General features: G+C 66.6%; 19 protein-coding genes. 10 read left to right on the top strand and 9 right to left on the bottom strand.

All coding sequences use genetic code 11. The features are described 5' to 3' along the window. Nucleotides 1–109 precede the first annotated feature (109 nt). The 6 genes from J5J86_RS12980 to J5J86_RS12955 all read right to left on the bottom strand — a co-directional run bounded on the left by J5J86_RS12980 (nucleotide 110) and on the right by J5J86_RS12955 (nucleotide 7387). Nucleotides 110–1132, bottom strand: a complete 1023-nt coding sequence (locus J5J86_RS12980; protein ID WP_209098574.1) for a DNA polymerase III subunit delta' — start codon at nucleotides 1130–1132, stop codon at nucleotides 110–112. Then, nucleotides 1129–1794, bottom strand: a complete 666-nt coding sequence (tmk, locus tag J5J86_RS12975; RefSeq protein WP_209098572.1) for a dTMP kinase — start codon at nucleotides 1792–1794, stop codon at nucleotides 1129–1131. Before tmk ends, J5J86_RS12980 begins: the two co-directional genes overlap by 4 nt. Beyond that, complete coding sequence (locus J5J86_RS12970) at nucleotides 1791–3041, bottom strand: D-alanyl-D-alanine carboxypeptidase family protein (RefSeq protein ID WP_247657576.1); 1251 nt, start codon at nucleotides 3039–3041, stop codon at nucleotides 1791–1793. The genes tmk and J5J86_RS12970 overlap by 4 nt, the downstream gene beginning before the upstream one ends. After that, nucleotides 3025–4023 (bottom strand): septal ring lytic transglycosylase RlpA family protein, encoded by a 999-nt coding sequence (locus tag J5J86_RS12965; protein WP_209098570.1) that lies wholly within the window; start codon nucleotides 4021–4023, stop codon nucleotides 3025–3027. Before J5J86_RS12965 ends, J5J86_RS12970 begins: the two co-directional genes overlap by 17 nt. A gap of 367 nt (nucleotides 4024–4390) precedes the next feature. Continuing rightward, nucleotides 4391–6256: a TRAP transporter large permease gene (locus tag J5J86_RS12960; protein WP_209098568.1), complete on the bottom strand. Its 1866-nt coding sequence runs from the start codon at nucleotides 6254–6256 to the stop codon at nucleotides 4391–4393. 114 nt (nucleotides 6257–6370) lie between these two features. Beyond that, nucleotides 6371–7387 (bottom strand): TRAP transporter substrate-binding protein, encoded by a 1017-nt coding sequence (locus J5J86_RS12955; RefSeq protein WP_209098566.1) that lies wholly within the window; start codon nucleotides 7385–7387, stop codon nucleotides 6371–6373. A gap of 212 nt (nucleotides 7388–7599) precedes the next feature. On the opposite strand from J5J86_RS12955, the gene J5J86_RS12950 reads away from it, so the two are divergent. From J5J86_RS12950 to J5J86_RS12930, 5 genes are all read left to right on the top strand, one after another. After that, complete coding sequence (locus tag J5J86_RS12950) at nucleotides 7600–8469, top strand: IclR family transcriptional regulator (protein WP_247657574.1); 870 nt, start codon at nucleotides 7600–7602, stop codon at nucleotides 8467–8469. Further along, nucleotides 8466–9635, top strand: a complete 1170-nt coding sequence (locus J5J86_RS12945; RefSeq protein WP_209098564.1) for an acetyl-CoA acetyltransferase — start codon at nucleotides 8466–8468, stop codon at nucleotides 9633–9635. Before J5J86_RS12950 ends, J5J86_RS12945 begins: the two co-directional genes overlap by 4 nt. Before the next feature lie 50 nt (nucleotides 9636–9685). Continuing rightward, nucleotides 9686–11266, top strand: a complete 1581-nt coding sequence (locus J5J86_RS12940; RefSeq protein ID WP_247658512.1) for an acyl-CoA synthetase — start codon at nucleotides 9686–9688, stop codon at nucleotides 11264–11266. A gap of 40 nt (nucleotides 11267–11306) precedes the next feature. After that, the gene (locus tag J5J86_RS12935; RefSeq protein ID WP_209098562.1) at nucleotides 11307–12068 is read left to right on the top strand and encodes an SDR family NAD(P)-dependent oxidoreductase; all 762 of its coding nucleotides are present in this window, start codon (nucleotides 11307–11309) and stop codon (nucleotides 12066–12068) included. Between the two features lie 92 nt (nucleotides 12069–12160). After that, nucleotides 12161–13450 carry a serine/threonine-protein kinase gene (locus J5J86_RS12930; RefSeq protein ID WP_209098561.1) on the top strand — a complete coding sequence of 430 codons (1290 nt, stop codon included), beginning with the start codon at nucleotides 12161–12163 and terminating at the stop codon, nucleotides 13448–13450. A gap of 1 nt (nucleotide 13451) precedes the next feature. On the opposite strand, the gene J5J86_RS12925 is transcribed toward J5J86_RS12930, so the two are convergent. Together J5J86_RS12925 and J5J86_RS12920 are read right to left on the bottom strand one after the other, a co-directional pair. Next, on the bottom strand, nucleotides 13452–14360 hold the full coding sequence (locus tag J5J86_RS12925) for a sulfite oxidase heme-binding subunit YedZ (protein WP_209098560.1): 909 nt from the start codon (nucleotides 14358–14360) through the stop codon (nucleotides 13452–13454). 86 nt (nucleotides 14361–14446) lie between these two features. Continuing rightward, a complete protein-coding gene (locus J5J86_RS12920) occupies nucleotides 14447–15241 on the bottom strand; it encodes a thymidylate synthase (protein WP_209098559.1) in 795 nt (264 codons plus the stop codon). 220 nt (nucleotides 15242–15461) lie between these two features. Between J5J86_RS12920 and J5J86_RS12915 the strand changes: the two genes are divergently transcribed. The 3 genes from J5J86_RS12915 to J5J86_RS12905 are packed head-to-tail and all read left to right on the top strand — an operon-like array spanning nucleotide 15462 to nucleotide 17430. After that, nucleotides 15462–16172 (top strand): PP2C family protein-serine/threonine phosphatase, encoded by a 711-nt coding sequence (locus J5J86_RS12915; RefSeq protein WP_209098558.1) that lies wholly within the window; start codon nucleotides 15462–15464, stop codon nucleotides 16170–16172. Next, entirely contained in the window at nucleotides 16169–16636 is a 468-nt protein-coding gene (locus J5J86_RS12910; protein ID WP_209098545.1) for a hypothetical protein, read from the top strand. The genes J5J86_RS12915 and J5J86_RS12910 overlap by 4 nt, the downstream gene beginning before the upstream one ends. After that, nucleotides 16633–17430, top strand: a complete 798-nt coding sequence (locus tag J5J86_RS12905) for a MinD/ParA family ATP-binding protein (RefSeq protein ID WP_209098544.1) — start codon at nucleotides 16633–16635, stop codon at nucleotides 17428–17430. Before J5J86_RS12910 ends, J5J86_RS12905 begins: the two co-directional genes overlap by 4 nt. Before the next feature lie 134 nt (nucleotides 17431–17564). On the opposite strand, the gene tssJ is transcribed toward J5J86_RS12905, so the two are convergent. After that, nucleotides 17565–18101: a type VI secretion system lipoprotein TssJ gene (gene tssJ / locus J5J86_RS12900; RefSeq protein ID WP_209098543.1), complete on the bottom strand. Its 537-nt coding sequence runs from the start codon at nucleotides 18099–18101 to the stop codon at nucleotides 17565–17567. A gap of 275 nt (nucleotides 18102–18376) precedes the next feature. Here tssJ and tssH point away from each other — a divergent pair, with 275 nt between their 5' ends. Both tssH and J5J86_RS12890 read left to right on the top strand, forming a co-directional pair. After that, nucleotides 18377–21010: a type VI secretion system ATPase TssH gene (gene tssH, locus J5J86_RS12895; protein WP_209098542.1), complete on the top strand. Its 2634-nt coding sequence runs from the start codon at nucleotides 18377–18379 to the stop codon at nucleotides 21008–21010. Further along, nucleotides 21010–21393, top strand: a complete 384-nt coding sequence (locus J5J86_RS12890; RefSeq protein ID WP_209098541.1) for a PAAR domain-containing protein — start codon at nucleotides 21010–21012, stop codon at nucleotides 21391–21393. Before tssH ends, J5J86_RS12890 begins: the two co-directional genes overlap by 1 nt. Nucleotide 21394 lies beyond the last annotated feature (1 nt).

The following is a 21394-nucleotide window of genomic DNA, read 5'->3' as shown; positions in this document are numbered from 1 at the left end:
CCGCCTGTGGCCCCAAGGACGCTCGGCACCGGCCCGGAGCCCGGCGCACCGATGGGTCGTCGCGCCGGATGCAGGGCCGCCGGATCCCGCGGACCTTGCCCTTCCGCCGCTAGCGGGCCGCCTCAGCGAGGGCGGTGAAAATGCGGAACACGAGGGCCTTGCGGTCGAGATTGAACGTATCGGCCTCGGCTCCCGCGCGTCGCACCTTCTCCCACACCTCGGAGAGCCGGACAAGGCGCGCGCGCTCATGCGCGCCCGACAGGGTTTGCGCGGCGACCCAGTCCGTGACGGCCTCGATGAAGAGATCGAGCCCGCCCGCACGGTCGCCCTGGAGCCGCGCGCCAAGGCCGTGCAGGTCCTCCGGGCGCACCTGCGGCAGCTGATCCAGGAGGCGCTGCGTCGCCACACGCACCTCCAGCCCCTCCCCCCGCGCCAGAACCAGGGCGCGGCGCACGCTGCCACCGGAGGCCGCTGCGGCCGCGGGCAGCGTTGCCTCGTCCAGCTCCGCGTCCTGCTTGAGATCGTCAAGGGCGGAGAGGACGTCCGGCTCGTGCAGTTCGCGCAAGCGCAGCAGGCGCGTGCGGGAGCGGATGGTGGGCAGCACCCGGCCGGGCGCGTGGCACACTAGCAGGAACAGCGCGCGCGGCGGCGGCTCTTCAAGCGTCTTCAAGAGCGCATTGGCGCCGAAGGCGTTCAATTCGTCCACCGCGTCCACGATGCAGACGCGCCAGCCGCCGGAGGCGGCGGTGGAACCGAAGAAGGGGCGGACCTTGCGCACCATCTCGGCCGGGATGACGGTGGGGATCTTGTCCTCCCCGCTTTCTGCCGCCCGCCTCAGCACCAGAAGGTCGGGATGGGACATGGCCGCCACCTGGCGGAACACGGGGTCGCGCTGCGAGACGAAGAAATCGTGCTGGTTCGGCGCGCCGTTCCCGCCGGCCAGCACGAAGCGGGCGATGCGATAGGCGAGCGTCGCCTTGCCGATCCCCTCCGGCCCGCCGATGAGCAGCGCATGGGGCATGCGCCCCGCGCGCCAATCGGCCATGAGGTCCGCCTCGTGGGCGGCATGGCCGAACAGGTGCTCGCGGGTGCGCGGATGGGGGGCGCCGGCCAGCACATCGCCTTCGCTCATGCGTTCTCCTGCGCCGGAAGAGTGAGGCCGAGGCGCGCTTCCAGGGCGGCGCGGATGTCCTGCCACACCTGTTCGGCGGGGCGGGTGGCATCCACCACCACATAACGGCCGGCATCGCTGCGGGCGAGATCGAGAAAGGCGGCGCGAACGGCCGCATGGAAGGTGAGACCCTCCCTCTCGAACCGGTCGGCCGCCGCCCCCTTGCCGCGCACGGCCGCCCGTTGGAGACCGATCTCCGGCGGCACGTCGAGGATGAAGGTGAGGTCGGGCGTCAGGTTGGGCGCGGCCACGCGCTCCAAGGCGGCCAGGAACCGCACATCCACCTTGCCCACGGCGCCCTGATAGACGCGGGTGGAATCCATGAAGCGATCGCACACCACCCATTTGCCAACATCAAGGGCTGGACGAATGGTGTGGTCCACATGATCGGCCCGCGCCGCAGCGAACAATACGGCCTCGGCGTCCGGCCCGAACGGCTCGGCGGCACCCGAAAGCAGCACTTCGCGCAAGCGCTCCGCGCCCGGTGAGCCGCCCGGCTCGCGGGTGGTCACCACGTCGCGGCCGGCGCCACGCAAAGCGTCAGCCAGCCGCCGCACCTGGGTGGACTTCCCCCCGCCCTCCCCGCCTTCGAGGGTGAGAAAGCGGCCCCGTTCATGGGTCATTTCTTGAGCTTGGCCATCAATTGGTTGGTCAGGTCCCGTGCCGTGTCTCCCACGGTGACAGTGGCCCCGTCCAGCGCCCGCTGCCACAGGCTGCCCACGGCAACCTCCTCGGTGGTTACCAGCGGCACCTCCAGCACCTTCAACTGACCGCGCATGATTTCAAGCTTCGCCACTTCCGTTCCCTTGGCGACGGGCGCGCGCAAAGGCGAGGTGTAGGTGACGCGCGAGACGATCTTGTCGGGCGTGTTGCGGGGCAGGAGCAGCATCACCGGCTCGCGCGGGGCAAGGCCGACAGACCCGGCATCCCCGCCAAACACATTGGCCCGGCCGAGCTCGGTCTGCGCGGCGAAGAGCTGGCGATACTCGAACGAATGGAAACCCCATTCGAGAAGGCGCTTGGCTTCCTCGATCCGCTCCTTCTCACTCTTCGCGCCCATAACCACGACAATCAGCCGGCGATTGGCCTGAAGCGCGGAGCCCACGATGTGATACCCAACGTCCCGCAGCCAGGCCGCCTGCAAGCCGTCTGCGCCCACGCCCGCATTGAGCAGCGGATTGCGGTTGCGCTGCTTGATCTTGCTCCACTCGATGTCCGGCACCGAGAACAGCGGATAGTATTGCGGAAAGGTCCGGATCACGTAGCGCGCCAGTTGTGCCATGTCCTTCGCGGTGGACACCTGGTCCGGATCGGCGAACCCCTGGGCGTTGCGGAACGCCGAGTTGGTCAGCCCAATGGCCGATCCCAACTCGTTCATCTTCATGGCAAAAGCCGTCTCCGTTCCCGAGACGCCCTCCGCCAGCGCGATGGCGGCGTCATTGCCCGAGACGGTGAGCGCGCCGATCAGCAGGTCTTCCACCCGTACGGGCTTGTTCACTTCGGCGAACATGGCCGCCCCGCCGGACGGCCCACCACCGCGCCGCCAGGCATTCACCGACACCATGAAGGGTGTGTCAGGCGTGATCTTGCCGGCATGCAGCTCGTTGAAGACCACGGCCGCAGTCATGATCTTCACCAAGCTGCCAGGCGCCATGCGCCGGTCGGCATCCTTCTCGAACAGGATGGCGCCGGTGGAGAAGTCCACCAGAATGGCCGAGGGGGCCGGTGTCTGGAACGTGCCCTGCGCGGCGGCCGGCACCGGCTGCGCCACCAGCGCGAGCAAGGCAACAAACAACAGGCCCGCGCCGGCGAACCGGGCGCGGGCCATATTGAAGAGGCGATTGAAGTTCAGATCAGCGTCCTGAGGCATAGGTTGGGACACCCGAATAACCAAGGCCTGAGACAGGCTGCGCCCCGACGGCCCAGCCCGAAGCCACCACCGTGCTGCGCGGCTGCGCCGGCGGGTGAACCGCCTGGAACGCCGCCTGCGCATTCTGTCGGACAGCGGGCGCGGGCTCGGCGGCAGCCTGCTGGATGGGAGCCGTTTCCACATTGGCCGCCTGGCGCACCGGCTCGGCCGACGGGGTGACCGGCTCGCTCTCCTGATGTCCCAGGTCGTAAGGACGCTGCAGCGGGAAGGGAACTTCGCCGTCGTCCGACTTCGGCGGCATTACGCGCGCCAGCGAGGGCACGAACGGAGCCGCGGAAGCGACCATGATGGCGGAATTGGAAGGAACCTGGGCCGGGCCGTCGTCACGCAAGGTAGCGGCGAGCTTGCGATCATCGGAGCCGTCGAGCGGGGCGCGGCCCACATATTCGACGCGCACCTTGGCGATGCCATTGCTCTTGAAGCCCAGCAGATCGGCCGTGGCGTGGGAGACATCGATGATGCGGTTGGAATGATAAGGTCCGCGATCGTTCACGCGCACGATGATGGAGCGGTTGTTGCGGATATTGGTGACGCGAACGTAAGACGGCATCGGCAGCGTCGGATGGGCAGCGGAGATGGATCCGCGATCAAACACCTCGCCATTGGCGGTGAGGCGGCCATGAAAATCGTCGCCATACCAGGAGGCGACGCCTTCGCCCACATAATTGGGGTCTTCCTTCGGCACGTAGGTCTTGCCGGCGATCTTGTAGGGCTTGCCCACGCGATACGCGCCGCCACCCTTCGGCACCGCTTCGCCATCGGCCACCACGCGAGGGCTGGCGGAAACGCCGTAGCGCGGATCGATCGTGCTGCCCAGCTTGTTGGCGCCACTGCAGCCGGCGAGGGCGAGGCAAAGAATAGCGATACCGACGGAACCGCCGCCGAGGCGGATTTGGGATCCGATCTGATGCTCGCGCGTCATGTCCGTCCTGTCCAGTTTTGTCTCCGATGCCGCAGCACCCGGCGACTCAAGGACCGTTGCCAATATGGCACGGCACCGTCCGAATGAACACAAGAGTGACATGGAACGGGGCAAAAATGCGGCAAGCCTGTGGCCATGGTTAACATGCTGTAATGAAACGTGTGCTGGCGCGGGTTTGCCACACTCTCGCAACACCCACTCACCCAAGGGCAATTCACCTTGGATGGAGCCAGGGAGGCAGGACAGCCCGCTATCCGGCCTGAACCGCAGCCGCCACGCTTTTGCCAATAGCGGCCGGGCCGTCCCTTTGGAAGAGCCGCTCCGGATCACTCTTAACGCTTCCTTTATGCGCCTCTCGCCCGGCCTGTCAGAGGTAGCCGATGGACAGCCACGGCACGGCGGCGATCACGAGGAGGCCGACAAACAGCGCTACCAGATAGGGCCAAATGGCCCCGATGGCTTCGTCCGGCGAGACGTTGCCGATCTTGCAGGCGAGATAGAAGCCGATGCCGATGGGGGGCGTCATCAGGCCGATATTCATCGCGGTGACGATCACCATGGAATAGTGCACGTCGTTGATGCCGAGCTTGCGCGCGATCGGGTACATCAGCGGCGCCATGAGGACGATGGCCGGCAGCCCCTCCAGCACGCAGCCCAACACCAGGAACAGCACCACCGAGAAGGCGAGGAAGGTGATCCACCCGCCCGGCAGGGACGCCATGAAGGTGGCCAGCTCCTGCGCAATGCCTGCTTGAGTGATGGCCCAGGCCATGGAGACGGCGGTGCCGAGAATCATCAGGATGGCGCCGGTGAGCGCGGCGGTCTCCACCAGCATGCCGTAGAAGGTGCGCAGCGAAATGCCGCCATAGAGCACGATGCCGACGAAAAGCGCATAGACTACGGCGATGGTCGACACCTCGGTCGCGGTGGCGACGCCCCCCGATACCGCGCTGCGGATGAGGAAGGGCAGGACGAGCGCGGGAGCCGCCACCAGGGCCGTACGCAGCACCAGCTTGCCCGGTGCGCGCTTCACACCGTGCATGTCCTCGTTGCGAGCCTTGATGCGGGCGAGCGCGGCGAGAACCGCCAGCAGCACCATGGCCACCACGAAGCCAGAGGTGAACAGCGCGGCGATGGACACGCCCGCCACGGAGCCGAGCACGATCAGCACGATGGAGGGCGGCACCGTGTCCGCCATGGCGGCCCCTGTCGCCAGGAGCGCGATCATCTCCCGCGGGCTGTGCCCGCGCCGCTTCATTTCCGGGAACAGGGCCGGGGCGACGGTCGCCATGTCCGACACCTTGGAGCCGGAAATGCCGGAGACCACGAAAAGCGAGCCGAGCAGCACATAGGACATGCCCGCCCGCACATGGCCGAGAATGGAGGCGAGGAAATCCACGATGGCCTTGCCCATGCCTGTTGCATCGAGAACGCAGCCCAGCAGCACGAACACCGGCACCGACAGCAGGATGAGGCCGGACATACCCTCGTCCATGCGGCCGATCATCACGAAAATGGGGACCCGGGTGGCGAAGGCGAGATAGCTCAGGGTGCCAACGCCGAAGCAAAAGGCGATGGGAACGCCCGCCGCCAAAGCGCCCGCCACGAACACCACGAGGAACAGGACGATGGTGATGTTGCCGGCACGGATCAGGCTGGGCGCGGAAAACCACAGCACCACGAACAGGCCGGCAATGATGGCAAGCGAGGCCGCGATATCCACCACATGGGCCCGCCGCACCGCCCGTGCCACCGCGATCGCCGCCATGATGCAGATGCCCACCGGCAGGGCGGCCACGCGGAAGCTGTTGGGAATGTTGAGGGCCGGGGATGTCACGAACCATTCCTCGACCATGTAGTCGTAGGCGGGATAGACCAGCGCCAGAAGGAAGGCTGCCACCACCAGGAGGGCGAAGGTGTCCACGAAACGCTGCCAGCGTTCCGGCAAGGCGTGCAGGAACAGCGTCAGGCGCAGATGCTCGTTGCGGTCGAGCGCGATGACCGAGCCGAGCATCGCCAGCCAGAGGAAGGAGATGGAGGCTGCCTCGTCGATCCACACCACGGGCAGGGAGAACAGATAGCGCGAGAGCGCCCCCACCAGCAGCAGGCTGACCACGGTCACCAAAAGGGCTGCCGCGATCCACTCCACCGGCTTGAGAAAGGGTGAACCTCGGCGCGGCTCATCGGTCTCCGCGAGCACGGGCATGGAGGTTTCATCGAATGCGGAAGCCATGGCAGTGCTGCCCCGTCCTTACGGAATGCCCTTTGGTCAATATCTGGGCGCGCAAATGTCGGGGGAAACGTCCCCCGGCGGATGTCGGGGCGCCCTGGGGCGCCCCGCGCGGGTTCAGAGCTTGCCGGCGTATTTTTCGAGGATGGTCCAGGCCTCGTCGCCATACTTGCCCTTCCACTCGGCATAGAAGCCGGCGGAACGCAGCTTGTCGCGGAAGCTATCCACCTTGGGCTCGTTGAAGGTGAGACCCTTGTCGGTGAGCTCCTTGCGCAGGTTGGCATTGAGCTGGGCCACGTCCCCCCGCTCCTTCACGCCCGCCTCGTTGATGTTCTTGGCCACGATGGTGCGCAGGTCCGCCGGCAGGGCTTCCCAGGCGCGACGGTTGGCCAGGAACCAGAAGCCGTCCCACATGTGGTTGGTCAGCGAGCAGTATTTCTGCACTTCGTAGAGCTTGGCGGTGGCGATGATGGCGAGCGGGTTTTCCTGCGCGTCCACCACCTTCGTCTGGAGAGCCGTGTAGACCTCGGCGAAGTTGATGGAGGCGGGCGAGGATTCGAACGCCTTGAACATGGAGGTCCACAGCGGAGACACCGGCACGCGGATCTTCAGGCCCTTGAGGTCCTCAGCCGTGGCAATGGGCTTGGTGGAGGTGGTGATCTGGCGGAAGCCGTTGTCCCAGATCTTGTCCATGGCCACGATGCCGGACTTGGCGATCTGCCCGCGCACATAGGTTCCGAGCTCGCCATCCATGGCCTTCCACACGGTGTCGTAGTCCGGGAAGGCGAAGCCGATGCCGCTGACCGAGGCGTTGGGCACCAGGGTCGAGAGGATCAGCGGCGAGAGGGTGAAGAATTCCACGCCGCCGGAGCGCAGCTGGCTCAGCATGTCGGTGTCGCCACCGAGCTGGCTCGACGGGAAGATCTTGATCTCCACGCGGCCATTGGTCTGCTGCTTGATGGCCTCCGCCATCTCGTTCGCCCGCACGTTCATGGGGTGGGTGACGGGCAGGTTGTTGGCGTACTTGTAGGAGAATTCCGCGCTCTGGGCGCGAGCCACGAACGGCGCGCAAACGCCACCCACCAGCGCACCCGCGGCACCCGCCTTCAACAACGCGCGACGGCTCAACGACATGTCATGCTCCTCCAGTCTTGTGGTCCGGGACGGACCGGCGTTCCCATATTTTCAGGTCCATCATATGGACCCATTGTTTGTAACACTCATGCTGACCCACTTGCTGGTTCAAGGCAAGGGGGCTATGGTCGTTGCAATTACTGGCATCATGAGCCGGATACAACAACAATTCAGGTCCATATGCTGGATCTGGGGAGAAACGAGGGTCCCGCGTGGGTGACGATCCGTCCAGTGGCGGCACGCAAAGCATCGAGCGCGCCATCGCGCTCCTGCTGATGGTTGGCCGTGCGGGCACCGCCGGCGCGCGGCTGTCCGATCTGGTGGTTCAATCCCGCCTCCCCAAGCCGACGGCACGGCGTGTTCTTTTGGCCCTCGTTCGTTCAGGTCTTCTGGACCAGGACGAGGTATCACGCCGGTATCATATCGGCCCTGAGGCCTTTATCCTAGGGACCCTGGCCTCCGCGCGCTTCGGCATTCACGCCTTGTCGCTCGATGGGCTGGCGCGCCTTGCCCGCGAGACCGGCGACACCGTCTTCCTCTCCGTTCCCCGCGACACCTATTCGGTGTGCCTCCATCGGGAGGAGGGACCATTTCCGCTGCGCACCCATGTGCTCCAGGCGGGTGACCGGCATCCGCTGGGCGTCGGGGCGGGCAGCCTTGCCCTCCTCTCGAGCCTCCCGGACGCGGAGGTGGAACGCATCATCGTAACGAATGGCGAGGTGCTGGCGCAGCACTATCCGGCCTATTCGCCCGAGCGCCTGCGTGCGCTGGTGGCCGATACACGGCTTCGCGGCTACGCCTTCAATCCCGGCCTGGTCATGGCCGGCTCCTGGGGCGTCGGCGTGGCCGTGGTTGGCGCGGACGGGCGCGCGGTGGGCGCGCTCTCCATCGCCGCGGTGGAAAGCCGCCTGCCCGAGAGCCGCCATTCCGAGCTCATTCCCCTGTTGAAGCGCGAATCGGCGCTGCTGACGCAGTCCCTTTCCCATCCGACGGCAGCGCCCCAGGGCAGCCCGTCCCGCTCTACCCCCCTCCCCCGCACCGGGCGCCAGGCGCCCCGCCCCCTTCAGAAGGTGAGACCATGACGCGCGCAGCAATCGTGGGCTATGCCCATTCCCCGTTCGGAAAGCTTGAGGATGCCGACACCGAGGCGCTGATGGCGCGCGTGTCCATGGCGGCGCTGGAGCATGCCGGCGTCGAGCCGCAGGATGTGGACGGCATTTATGTGGGCGTCTTCAACGGCGGCTTCCAGAAGCAGGACTTCCAGGGCGCCCTGGTGGCACTCGCCGACGAGCGCCTCGCCCACACCCCCGCAACGCGGCTGGAAAATGCCTGCGCCACCGGCTCGGCCGCCATCTTCTCCGCTTTGGACTTCGTCGAATCCGGCCGGGGCCGCATCGCCTTGGTGGTGGGCGCCGAGAAGATGACCGCCAAGCCCAATGCGGAGGTGGGCGACATCCTGCTCAACGCCTCCTATCGCAAGGAAGAGGCGGACATCGAGGGTGGCTTTGCCGGCGTGTTCGGCCGCATCGCCCAGACCTATTTCCAGCGCTATGGCGACCGCTCGGAAGAGCTGGCGCAGATCGCCGCCAAGAACCACTGCAACGGCGTCTCAAACCCCTTCGCCCAGATCCGCAAGGACCTCGGCTTCGACTTCTGCAACACCGTCTCGGACAAGAATCCGCTGGTGGCCGGCCCGCTGCGCCGCACCGACTGCTCGCTGGTCTCCGATGGCGCCGCCGCCCTGGTGATCGCCGATGCTGAGACCGCCGCCGACATGAAGCGCGCCATCGGCTTCCGCGCCCGCGCCCATCGCAACGACATCCTCCCCCTCTCCCGCCGCGACCCCATCGCCTTTGCCGGCGCCCGCCAGGCGTGGGCGCAGGCGCTGGAGCAGTCGGGGCTCAGCCTTGATGACCTCTCTCTGGTGGAGACCCACGACTGCTTCACCATCGCCGAGATGCTGGAATATGAGGCCATGGGCCTCGCCAAGCCCGGCGAGGGCTACAAGGTGGTGCGCGAGGGCATCACGCAGAAGGATGGCCGGCTGCCGGTCAATGTCTCGGGCGGCCTCAAGGCCAAGGGCCATCCCATCGGCGCCACCGGCGTCTCCATGCATGTGCTGAGCGCCATGCAGCTCATGGGCGAGGCCGGCGACATGCAGGTGAAGGACGCCTCGATCGCCGGCGTCTTCAACATGGGCGGCGCGGCTGTCGCCAATTACGTCTCCATCCTGGAGCGCCAGAAGTGAGCGGCGCGTCTGCTCCCAAGGGCGGGCTCGTGCCCTGCTCCAAGCGGGTCATGAACCTCGCCCACGTCCTGCGGCAGGCGGCCCGCCGCTTCCCGCAGGAAATCGGCTTCGTCCACGGTTCATCCGAGACCACCTGGGCACAGATGGACGCCCGCGTGGATGCCATGGCGGCAGCGCTCGTGAAGCGGGGCATCGGCAAAGGCGATCGAATCCTGGTGCAGTCCAAGAACTGCCTGGAGATGTTCGAATCCATGTTCGCCGCCTTCCGCATCGGCGCGGTGTGGGTGCCCACCAATTTCCGCCAGACCCCGGACGAAGTGGCCTATCTGGCGCAGGCGTCCGGCGCCATCGCCATGATCTGCCATGGCGATTTCCCGGAGCATGTGAAGGTCGCCCGCGCCCAGTCCCCGGCCATCGCCTCCGTGATCGGCATCGGCTCCACCGATTTTGGCGACGAGTACAACGCCCTCGTCGCCGCCCATATGGGCGAGAAGGTGTCGGTGGCGGATGTGGAGCATGACGATCCCTGCTGGTTCTTCTTCACCTCCGGCACCACCGGACGTCCGAAGGCGGCGGTGCTGACCCATGGCCAGATGGGCTTCGTCATCACCAACCATCTGTGCGACCTGATGCCGGGCACCACCCATGAGGATGCTTCCCTGGTGGTGGCGCCCCTCTCCCACGGAGCCGGCGTGCACCAGCTCTGCCAGGTGGCACGGGCGGTGAAGACCATCCTCCTGCCATCGGAGAAATTCGACGTAGCGGAAGCCTGGCGGCTGGTGGAGCGCTGGCGGGTGACGAACCTTTTCACCGTGCCCACCATCACCAAGCTCTTGGCCGAGCACCCCTCCGTCGACAGCTACGATCATTCCTCGCTGCGCTACGTCATCTATGCCGGCGCGCCCATGTATCGCGAGGACCAGAAGCGGGCGCTGGCCAAGCTCGGCAAGGTGCTGGTCCAGTATTTCGGCCTGGGCGAGGTCACCGGCAACATCACCGTCCTGCCCCCAGCCTTGCACGAGCCGGAAGACGGCCCGCATGTGAAGCTCGGCACCTGCGGCTTCGAGCGCACCGGCATGATGGTCCAGATCCAGGACGACACCGGGCGGGAAGTGGCCCCGTTCGAGACCGGCGAAATCTGCGCGGCGGGCGTGGCGGTGTTCGCGGGCTATTACAACAACCCGGACGCCAATGCGAAGGCCTTTCGCAATGGCTGGTTCCGCACCGGCGACCTCGGCCACATGGACGAGCAGGGCTTCGTCTACATCACCGGCCGCGCCTCCGACATGTACATATCGGGCGGCTCGAACGTCTATCCGCGGGAGGTGGAGGAGAAGGCGCTCCAGCATCCGGACCTCGTCGAGGTGGCCATTCTCGGCGTGCCCGACCCCATGTGGGGCGAAGTGGGTGTCGCTGTCTGCGTCGCCCGCCCGGGCGCTCCGGTGAGCGAGAGGGACATCCTCGCGTTCCTGGACGGCAAGGTGTCCCGCTACAAGCTGCCCAAGCGCGTCTTCTTCTGGGAGGCGCTGCCCAAATCCGCCTACGGCAAGATCACCAAGAAGATGGTGCGCGAAGAGCTGGAAGCCCGCGGCGCGCTGCCGCTTGAAGGCGCGAAGGAGCCGGCGGCCTGAGGCCGCCGCCCGACTTCATCAAAACCAAAGGGAGAAGCGAGTGTCCAAGACTGGCAGCGTGATCGTCACGGGCGGTGCCTCGGGTATCGGACTTGCGGTGGTAGAAGACCTCCTGAAGGAAGGCTGGCGCGTGGTGGCCGCGGATCTCGCCCCCGGCGCCATCGCCCGCGCCCGCGAGGCCTTCACGGCCTATGGCGACCAGGTGCGTTTCGCGGAGGTGGACATTTCGGAGGAGACCGCCGTCGCCGATCTCGTCGCCACCACGGACGACACATTCGGCCCGCTCTGGGGCGTGGTGAATTCGGCCGGCATTGCCAAGGACGTGCCGGCACTGGAAACCTCGGTCGAGATGTTCCGCAAGATCCTTGACGTGAACCTGGTTGGCACCTTCCTCGTCGCCCGCGAGGCCGCCAAGGTCATGAAGGCCCATGGCGGCGGCTCCATCGTCAACATCGCCTCCGTGTCCGGCATGCGGGGCAATATGGGGCGTGCCGCCTATGGGTCATCCAAGGGCGGCGTGCTGACGCTCACCAAGATCCTGGCGGTTGAATTCGCCGCCTATGGGATCCGCGTCAACGGCGTCGCTCCCGGCCCCATCGAGACGCCCCTGGTGAAGGAGGTGCACACCAAGGAGGCCCGCGAGGCCTGGATGCGCACCGTACCGCTGCGCCGCTACGCGCAACCGCGGGAAGTGTCCGGCGCCATCGCCTTCCTGCTGGACGAGACCAAGTCGTCCTTCGTGACGGGCGAGACCATCTGCGTGGATGGGGGCTTTGCCTCCGGCGGCCTTCTGCCCAGCTGAGACGTCGGGGCGGGCGGAACCTCGCGTCCGCCCCTTCAATTGCGCCCCCGCCGGCTCTAAGGTGCGCCCCTTTCCGGCGGTCGGGCTCGGTGATGGCGCAGAACGCATATATGGACGTGGCCCTGACCGCCTTCCTCGCCGGTCGGCGCACCTTCGACCAACTGGCGCGGGAACTGGCGAGCGCCTGCCAGGCGACGGCGGACCTCGATCACCTCGCCCAGCGCCTCCAGCGTTATGCGGACGACCGCTATCTGCCCTTCGACATGGCCGAGAGCTTGCTGCGCGAGGTGGGGCGGCTGGTGACCGAGCGAACCGGCGGGGCGCCCGCAGGGGACAAGGCACGCAAGAGTGCCGACCAGACGGTGGATACAGCCATCATTTCCGCCCTGGTTGATCGCTTCAAGCCCCTGCGCTCCGGCCGCCGCTCGGCCCCTTCCGACAAGCCCGACGAATTGGACGCGAGCCTCTCCACCTTTCGCAGTCTACGGCTCCGAAAGGACGCCAAGGCGGCGGTCGCAGGCCAGCGGCGCAGCCTGGCGTTGCCGTCCGGTCCGACGCCGGAGGCCCTCGTCGGCCTGATGCTGCGCGACCGCTTCGTGCTCGACAAGGAGTTGGGGCGCGGCGGCATGGGCGTGGTGTTCCGCGCCGTGGACCGGCGGCGCCTGGAGGCGGGGGCACCCGACCCCTATGTGGCCATCAAGCTGCTGAACGAGGACTTCTCCTCCCATCCCGATGCCTTGCGCACCATGGAGGCGGAAGCCCGGCGCACCCAGCAACTCACCCACCCCACCATTCTCCACGTGCACGATTTCGACCGCGACGGCCGCCATGCCTTCATCGTGATGGAGCTCCTGGACGGCGCCGCCCTCGACGCGGTGATCTATGAGCGGCCCCATTTCCCCGGCAGCGGGCTTGCCCGCGACGCCATCCTCCAGATGAGCGCGGGGGTCGCCTTCGCCCATGGCCGGGGCGTGATCCACGCGGACCTGAAGCTCGCCAACCTCTTTTTGTGCAAAGACGGGCGGCTGAAGATCCTGGATTTCGGCATTTCCTCCACCGCCCAGGCGCTGGATTTCGATGCCGCGGCCCTTGGCGCGCTCACCCCCGCCTATGCCAGCCCCGAACGGCTGCGCAACGAACCGCTCACGCCCTCCGACGATGTCTATGCGCTGGGCTGCATCGTCCACCTGCTGCTGACGGGCCGCCATCCCTTCGACCGCAAATCGGGGCAGGAGGCACAGGACGAAGGCCTCGTGCCACCGCCCTTGCCCATGCTGGTGCGGCGGGAGGAAAAGGCGGTGCGGCGGGCCTTGAGCTTTCACGGGCCAGAGCGGCAGGCCGATGCCGGCGTGTTCCTGGCAGAATATACGGGCGAGGCCTGACTCACCCCCGCGCCGGGGAGATCCGTGCGGCGCCGTCCGATTTGCCGGCGGCCTTGCCCCCCGCCTTGTTCGGCTTGGGCGGTGCGATCCAATGGCGCGCCTGCGCGGCGGCGGCGACCAGAAGGCCGATTCCCGCCACCCACCAAGCCGGCGAAAGTCCCCCTGCCGGATCAAGATTGGCACCCGCCACCAGCCAGGGATCGATGCCGGTGGCCAGCCCATACCAGGCCACTTCGACCAGCGCGGTGAAGCCCCCCGCCACAAGCGACAGGATGGCGAAGCCGAGCGGCCCCAGCACCCGCAAGCGCCAGAAGACCAGCCGATAGCCGAGCAGCAGGGCCAAGAGCCCGGTCATCATCACGGGCTCGGTGACATCCAGCCGTGACTGGATGAAAAAGTGGGCCATGGCGACGATGGCGATGCCATAGACACTGGCGTGCAGCGCGTTCCAGCGCTTGCCGCCCATGGCCCGGATGGCGGCATTGAACGAGGTCGCGCCCAGCGCCATCAGCATCAGGAGCGCAAGGGCCCCAATAGTGAGATAGAAGCGCAGCACGATCTCGCTGGCCACGCGCCCCAGATCCCACCCCTGGTCGGCGGCATAAAGCACGAGGTGCAGGAGGGCATAGGCCAGCGCGGCGAGCCCTATGGGGCGGCGCGCGAGGACGAGCTTCGGCCAATGAAACAGCCGGCGTACCGGCGTGACAGCAAGGCTCAGGAGCAAGAAGCGGATCGCCCACAGACCCGTGAAGTGAATGGCCTCGGACACCGGCCGGGCGCCGAAATCCCAAACCGCCACGCGCCAGCCGAGCCAGGCGAGCGGGAGGAACACGCCGATGAGGGCGGCGCTCTTCTCAAGGCTCAGGCGGCCGTTGCGTTCAAAAACCAGGGACGAGGGCAGCAAGGTCATTCAGTGCATCCGCGGTGGACCATGCCCACCATACGGTGCCCGCGACGCCGGAATTACGCACCCGTCATGCACGATGGCGTGAGGCCTCACACGGCCACGGGGGCCTTGATGGCAGGATGGGGGTCGTAATTCTCGAAACGGATGTCCTCGTAGCGGAAGGCGAACAGGTCGGTCACATCCGGGTTCAGCACCAGCTTGGGCAGGGGACGGGGCGCGCGGGAGAGCTGAAGCTCGGCCTGCTCCACATGGTTGAGATAAAGGTGGGCATCGCCCAGCGTGTGGACGAAGTCGCCAGGCTGAAGGCCCGTCACCTGCGCCACCATGTGGGTGAGCAGCGCGTAGGAGGCGATGTTGAAGGGCACGCCCAGGAACACATCGGCCGAGCGCTGGTAGAGCTGGCAGGACAGCCGCCCCTCGGCCACGTAGAATTGGAACAGGCAGTGGCACGGCGGAAGCGCCATGCGCGGGACGTCCGACGGGTTCCAGGCGGTGACGATAAGCCGGCGCGAATCGGGATTGCGGCGGATGTCGCTCACCAGATGGGCGATCTGGTCGATCACTCCGCCTTCCGGCGTCGGCCAGGACCGCCATTGATGGCCATAGACCGGGCCGAGCTCGCCCCGCGCGTCCGCCCATTCGTCCCAGATGGTGACGCCGTTCTCCTGCAGGTAGCGCACATTGGTGTCGCCGGCGAGGAACCACAGCAATTCATGGATGATGGACTTCAGGTGCAGCCGCTTGGTGGTGACGAGCGGAAAGCCTTCCGACAGGTCGAAGCGCATCTGGTAGCCGAACAGGGAACGCGTGCCGGTGCCGGTGCGGTCGCCCTTCACCACGCCCTCATCAAGGAGGCGCTGCAGGAGGTCGAGATAGATGCGCATGGTCGAGGTCCGGCTTCGGGGGCAACGGTCAGTCCGGGGCACCAAAGCATCCCGCGGGCGCCCCGTCGAGACCCCGGGGCGCAGGGCCGCCGGTCGGTCCTGTTTGCAAAGGGACTTTGCGGCTCTGTCGCGCTTCTGAATTGATGCCGACACGTTCACCACCCAGAATGGCGGATATTCTCGCGCAGAATCGGCGCTGCGCCCAGCCACCGGAAGCCTTATGCCGGCTCTTGCCCACCTGACCGTGTCCTCCTCCAGTTGCCAGGGTGCCGCGCGCACCCGGAACCAGGACGCCTTTCTGGCGGCGCCTCGGGCCGGCGTGTTCGCGGTTGCCGACGGCATCGGCGGACTGCCCAACGGAGACTGGGCCAGCCGCTCCATCGTGCAGGCGCTTGAGGACGAGGCCACCGGAACGAGCCTGCCCTTCGAGCAGCAGGTGCGCCTGGCGGAGGATGCCGTGCTTCGGACCAACCGCAGCCTCTACGAGACCGGCTGCCGCGCAGCGCCCCCTTTCACCATGGGGTCGACCATCGCCCTCGTCCTGGTGGGACACGACCGCGCCGCCTGCCTGTGGGCGGGCGATTCGCGCATCTATCTCCACCACGAAGGCGCGCTCTATCTGTTGACGACGGACCATGTGGAGAAGATCCCGTTCGGCGCAGCTGGCACCAGCCGCACCGTGCTGACGCGGGCGGTGGGCTCCGCTCCCCGCCTGAAGCTCGATCGCGTCACTGTCCCTTTCGCGCCGGGCGACACGCTCCTTCTGTGCTCGGACGGCGTCTTCAACGTGCTCCCCGCGAGCCTGCTTCGGGACCTCATCGCCGCGCGGGGGGAAAATCTCGCCGACCGCATCGTGACCGAAGCCCTGGATGCGGGAACGCAGGATGATGCCACTGCTGTCACCATCTTCGCGCCGCAGGTGGCCCCATGAGCCGCGACCTCCTTCCCAAGGACATGGCCACGCGCCGTCCGCTGTCCGCAGACCCGCTTGAGCGCCTGGAGCGCGTGTGCCGAGAAATCGCCCACGGCAATTACAAGCACACCGAGGATCTGTTCGCCCTCACCACCGCCGAGGACGCCTCCCCCACCATCCACCAATTGGCGGAAGCCTTCGGCTTTATGCTGGTGCAGGTGGAGGCGCGCGAAATGCGCCTGTCCGGGCTGATCGAGGACCTTCGCACCCTCCAGCGGGAGCTGGAGGCCGCCAACAGCCGCCTCACACAGGAGAATGCCCAGCTTTCCGCCCATGTGCAGAAGCTGCGCATCGACATCGACCGCAAGCAGTTCCGCCGGGAAGTTGGAGAAATCGCCGATACCGATTATTTCCGGGACCTGCAGAGCCGCGCCCGCCTGATGCGGGCCCGCCATAAGGGCGAACCGGACGCAGAGACATGACGCGCATCATCTCCACGCACTCCTATCGCGGCGGCACCGGCAAGTCGAACATCACCGCGAACCTCGCCGCCCTGCTCGCCCAGAACGGCCATCGGGTCGGCATCATCGACACCGACATCCATTCTCCCGGCATCCATGTTCTGTTCGGCATCGAGCCACGCATGGTGACCACCACCCTCAACGACTTCCTGTGGGGGCGGTGCGCGGTTGAGGAGGCAACCCTCGATGTGACGGCCCAGGCCCTGCCCAAGGGCGCCCCGCCAGCCGGCCAGGTCTTCCTGGTGCCCTCCTCCATGCGCACGGGCGAGATCGCGCGCATCCTCAAGGAAGGCTATCCGGTCGACCTGCTCAACGAGGGCATACAGGGTCTGTGCGAGCGCCTGGATCTGGACTTCCTGCTCATCGATACCCACCCCGGCGTCAATGAGGAGACACTGCTCTCCATCGCAATTTCCGACTGCCTGCTGCTGGTTCTCCGGCCGGATCACCAGGACTATCAGGGCACGGCGGTGACCCTGGAGCTCGCCCGGCGCCTGGAGGTGCCGCAATTGCTTCTGGTGTTGAACAAAGTGCTGTCCGGCGCCGACTATGGCGCACTGGCGGACCAGATCACAAATGCCTTCCGTACCCCGGTCGCCACCGTGCTGCCGCTCACCGAGGATCTGGTGCGCCTCGGCAGCGCGGGCGTGCTCGCCGCCATCGAGCCGCAAGCCCCCTATGTGGAGGGCTTGCGCCATGTGCTCGCTTATATTGAGGCGGCCGATGAGAGGGATCTCACCGCGCCCAGCCGGTAATCGGCCGGCTGACGAAGAAGGGCGCGTGCGTCCACGGCCTATCGGAGCGGCGTGACAACCGGCGGGCGCGACGAAAGTTCTTTTAAAACAATAAGATATAGAGAAGAAACGCTTCCCTGATGGGCTGGAACGTTTTAGATCGGTAACGCGAAGGGCTTCGGTCCCACCCGAACAACCTGAGCGACCACCTGCAAGTCCACCACATTCACCTGCAGATCGTTGACGACCCCTGGCTGCAGCGGCGCAATGGCACGCCATTGGGCTTGATCAATGCTGCGAAATGCGGCCATCACCCCGATGAAGGCGGCCTCGGTCGGCAAATTGTCCACATAGACCTCGGTGCCGCCGGGCGGGATGACGAATTCCTTACGGCTCACAAGGCTTTGGCCCAAAGCCTGGGCCTCGGCATTGAAAAGGGTGAGAAAGTCAGTCTGCTGGAAATCCATATCAGACCTCAGCGCATAAAGCCGGACCAGAATGGGTAGCGGCTGGCCGTTGGGACCGCGATTTGAGTCGCTATCCACCAGAATGCGCATGCCAAGCGTGGTCTGCCGGGGCGGAGGAGCTGCTCCGCACCCGCCCAGCAACGTCGCAGCCGCAAGAATGAACGTCCGGCGGGAGGGCGCCCGGGGCAATTGAGCAGAAGCCGCGATCGGGCGGCGAAGAAACATGGCGAACGCAGCCTTGAGACTTTGAGGAAGGGGGTGCGGGGTAGGGCCGTCTCGCGTCCAGCGCCGGACGCCTTCGCGGCTTAAACCACGCAATCTGTGACAGCGGCGCGACAAGCCTCATCGAAAAGACCTGAAAGGCCTTGTGGCTCAAGGTTTTCCGCCAGGGGGGAGGGCCGACACATTGTTCTCGTGCAATGTCCCTAAGGTTCTCGGAAAGGGGCCCAATTGCGGCCCGTTTCGGCGCGCCCGGGCGCCGACCGAAGGGGGAGCGTTGCATGGCGTCCGTCGACCTCAAGGCCTTGATGGCGCGGCTCGATCCGCTCTGCCGCACGGCATTGGAGGGCGCGGCGGGATTGGCCCTGATGCGCACAAACTACAATGTGGAGCTGGAGCACTGGCTGCTGAAGCTGGTGGAGGAGGAGCGCTGCGACCTGGCGCTCATGCTCACGCGCTCCGGCCTCGACTTGGGCCGCCTCTCCCAAGACCTGACCCGGGCTCTGGACCGACTGCGCACCGGCAACGGCCGCGCTCCCGGCTTGTCGCCCGATGTGATCGAGCAGGTGAAGCAGGCCTGGTTCCTGGCCTCCATCGATGCTGGGCAGGCGCAGATTCGCAGCGGCCATTTGTTGCTCGCCTTGCTTGCCGATGAGCGCCTCGCACCCCGCACCACCGACATGGCGCCCCCGCTGCGCAGTCTCTCTCCTGATGCATTGAAGCGGGATTTCCCCGCGCTCACGGCGAAATCGCGCGAAGCCGACATGGCCTTGGCTTCGCCCGCTGGCACGGACACGACGAGCCCGGGCGTACAGGGCGGCGCGGGCGGTGATCCTCTGGCGCGATTCACCGTCGACATGACCGCGCAAGCGCGCGATGGGCGCATCGACACCATCCTCGGCCGCGACGACGAGATCCGGCAGATCGTCGACATCCTTATCCGCCGCCGGCAGAACAACCCGATCCTCACGGGGGAGGCGGGCGTTGGAAAGACTGCCGTGGTGGAGGGGTTTGCGTTGCGCATCGCTTCCGGCGATGTGCCGCCCGCTCTGCGCAACGTGACGCTGCGCTCCCTCGACCTGGGGCTCCTTCAAGCCGGCGCCGGCGTGAAGGGGGAATTTGAAGCCCGTCTGCGCGCAGTGATCGACGCTGTGAAGGCCAGTCCCAACCCGGTGATCCTGTTCATTGACGAAGCACATACTCTAATCGGTGCGGGGGGCACCGCCGGCCAGGGTGATGCCGCCAACCTGCTGAAGCCGGCGCTCGCCCGTGGCGAGCTGCGCACCATCGCCGCCACCACTTGGGCGGAGTACAAGAAGTATTTCGAAAAGGACGCCGCGCTGGTCCGCCGCTTTCAGGTGGTGAAGGTGGAAGAGCCGAGCGAGCCGGTGGCGGCCGCCATGCTGCGCGGCCTCGTTCCTACCCTTGAGGCCTATCACAAGGTGCGGATCCTGGACGAAGCGGTCACCGAGGCGGTGCGCCTGTCAGCCCGGTATATTCCTGCGCGGCAGTTGCCCGACAAGGGGGTGTCCCTTCTCGATACCGCCTGCGCACGCGTCGCGGTGAGCCAGACCACCATTCCCACCGCGGTGGAAGACCGAGTGCGGCGCCTTGACCTGATCGGCGACGAACTGACGCTTCTGGCACGCGAGAGCGCCACCGGCCTCGACCACACCGCACGTCGGGCAGCGTTGGAAGAGGAGCAGGCGCGCCTGGCCGCCGAGCGCGACGCCCTGACCACGCGTTGGGAGGAGGAACGCACGCTCGTCGAGCAGCTTTCCGGGCTGCGCAAGGAAGTGGAAGGCGCCACTGCGGAGGAGCCGGCGCCGGAGGGCCTGACGGAGGAGTTCACGGCCACCCGCGCGGCCCTTGCTGCCCTACAGGGCGAGGAGCCCATGGTGCATCCACTGGTGGATGGCCAGGCCATCGCCGAGGTGGTGCAGAATTGGACCGGCATTCCCGCAGGCCGGATGCGCTCGGACGAAATCCACACCGTCCTTGCCCTTCAAGAGCGTATGGAACAACGGATCGTCGGCCAATCCCACGCCATAGCCGCCGTAGCGCAAGCCATCCGCACCTCGCGGGCCGGCTTGACCGATCCGCGCAAGCCCCTGGGCGTCTTCCTGATGGTGGGACCTTCGGGCGTCGGCAAGACGGAGACGGCGCTCACCCTCGCCGAACTGCTTTATGGCGGCTCGCAGAACCTGACCACCATCAACATGTCGGAGTTCAAGGAGGAGCATAAGGTCAGCCTTCTCATGGGAAGCCCTCCCGGCTATGTGGGCTACGGCGAAGGGGGCATCCTGACCGAGGCGGTGCGCCGGCGGCCCTATTCGGTGATCCTGCTGGACGAGATGGAAAAGGCCCATCCGGGCGTGCAGGACGTCTTCTTCCAAGTGTTCGACAAGGGCCACATGAAGGACGGCGAAGGCCGGGACGTGGACTTCAAGAACACCATCATCCTCATGACTTCCAATGCAGCCTCCGACCAGATCGCCCGCCTGTGCGCGGATCCGTTCACCGCTCCCGAACCTGCGGTCCTGGCCGAGGCTCTGCGGCCGGAACTGAGCAAACACTACAAGGCCGCCTTTCTCGGTCGCGTCACGCTGGTGCCCTACCTGCCGCTGAGCGAAGGCGTGCTCCGCAAAATCGTGGTCCTGCAGCTCGACCGCATCGGCAGGCGCGTGAGGGAAGCCTATGGGGCCGACTTTTCCTTCGAGCCGACATTGCTGGAAGCCATAGCGGAGCGCTGCACGGAAAGCGCGTCCGGCGCTCGCAACATCGAGAACATTCTCTCGCGCAGCCTGCTCCCCGACCTGTCGTCCCGGGTTCTGGAGCGCATGGCCAACGGTCAATCCATCGACGCCATCCATGTTGGCCTCGGGCCGGATGGCTTCACCTTCGACATTCACTGATGCCTCCCGCAGCCCGTCTCGGCGACAAGGTGCTGCAAGCGGCACCCCACTGCCACGCCCCCATCCATCCCCCCGCCCCGGTACCTGCTCCGGTCCCCCATCCTGCCATGCCACTGCCCATCATGAAGGGCTGCCCCACGGTGCTCATCGGCAAGATGCCGGCAGCGCGCATGACGGACACCACCATGCCTTGCATGCTGGGCGGGTGCGTGCCGGCGGGACCCGGCATGATCCTGAAGGGCTCGGCCACGGTGCTCATCGGCAAGCTGCCAGCGGCGCGGGTGGGCGACAGCACCCTCCATGCCAGTTGCGTCGCCCCCATTCCCAGCCCCAGTGGAACGGTGCTTCCACCGGGCTGTCCCACCGTGATGATCGGCGGCTGAC

Source organism: Aquabacter sp. L1I39 (assembly GCF_017742835.1).
Taxonomy (GTDB): domain Bacteria; phylum Pseudomonadota; class Alphaproteobacteria; order Rhizobiales; family Xanthobacteraceae; genus L1I39.
This window is presented reverse-complemented; position numbering and strand designations above follow the sequence as displayed.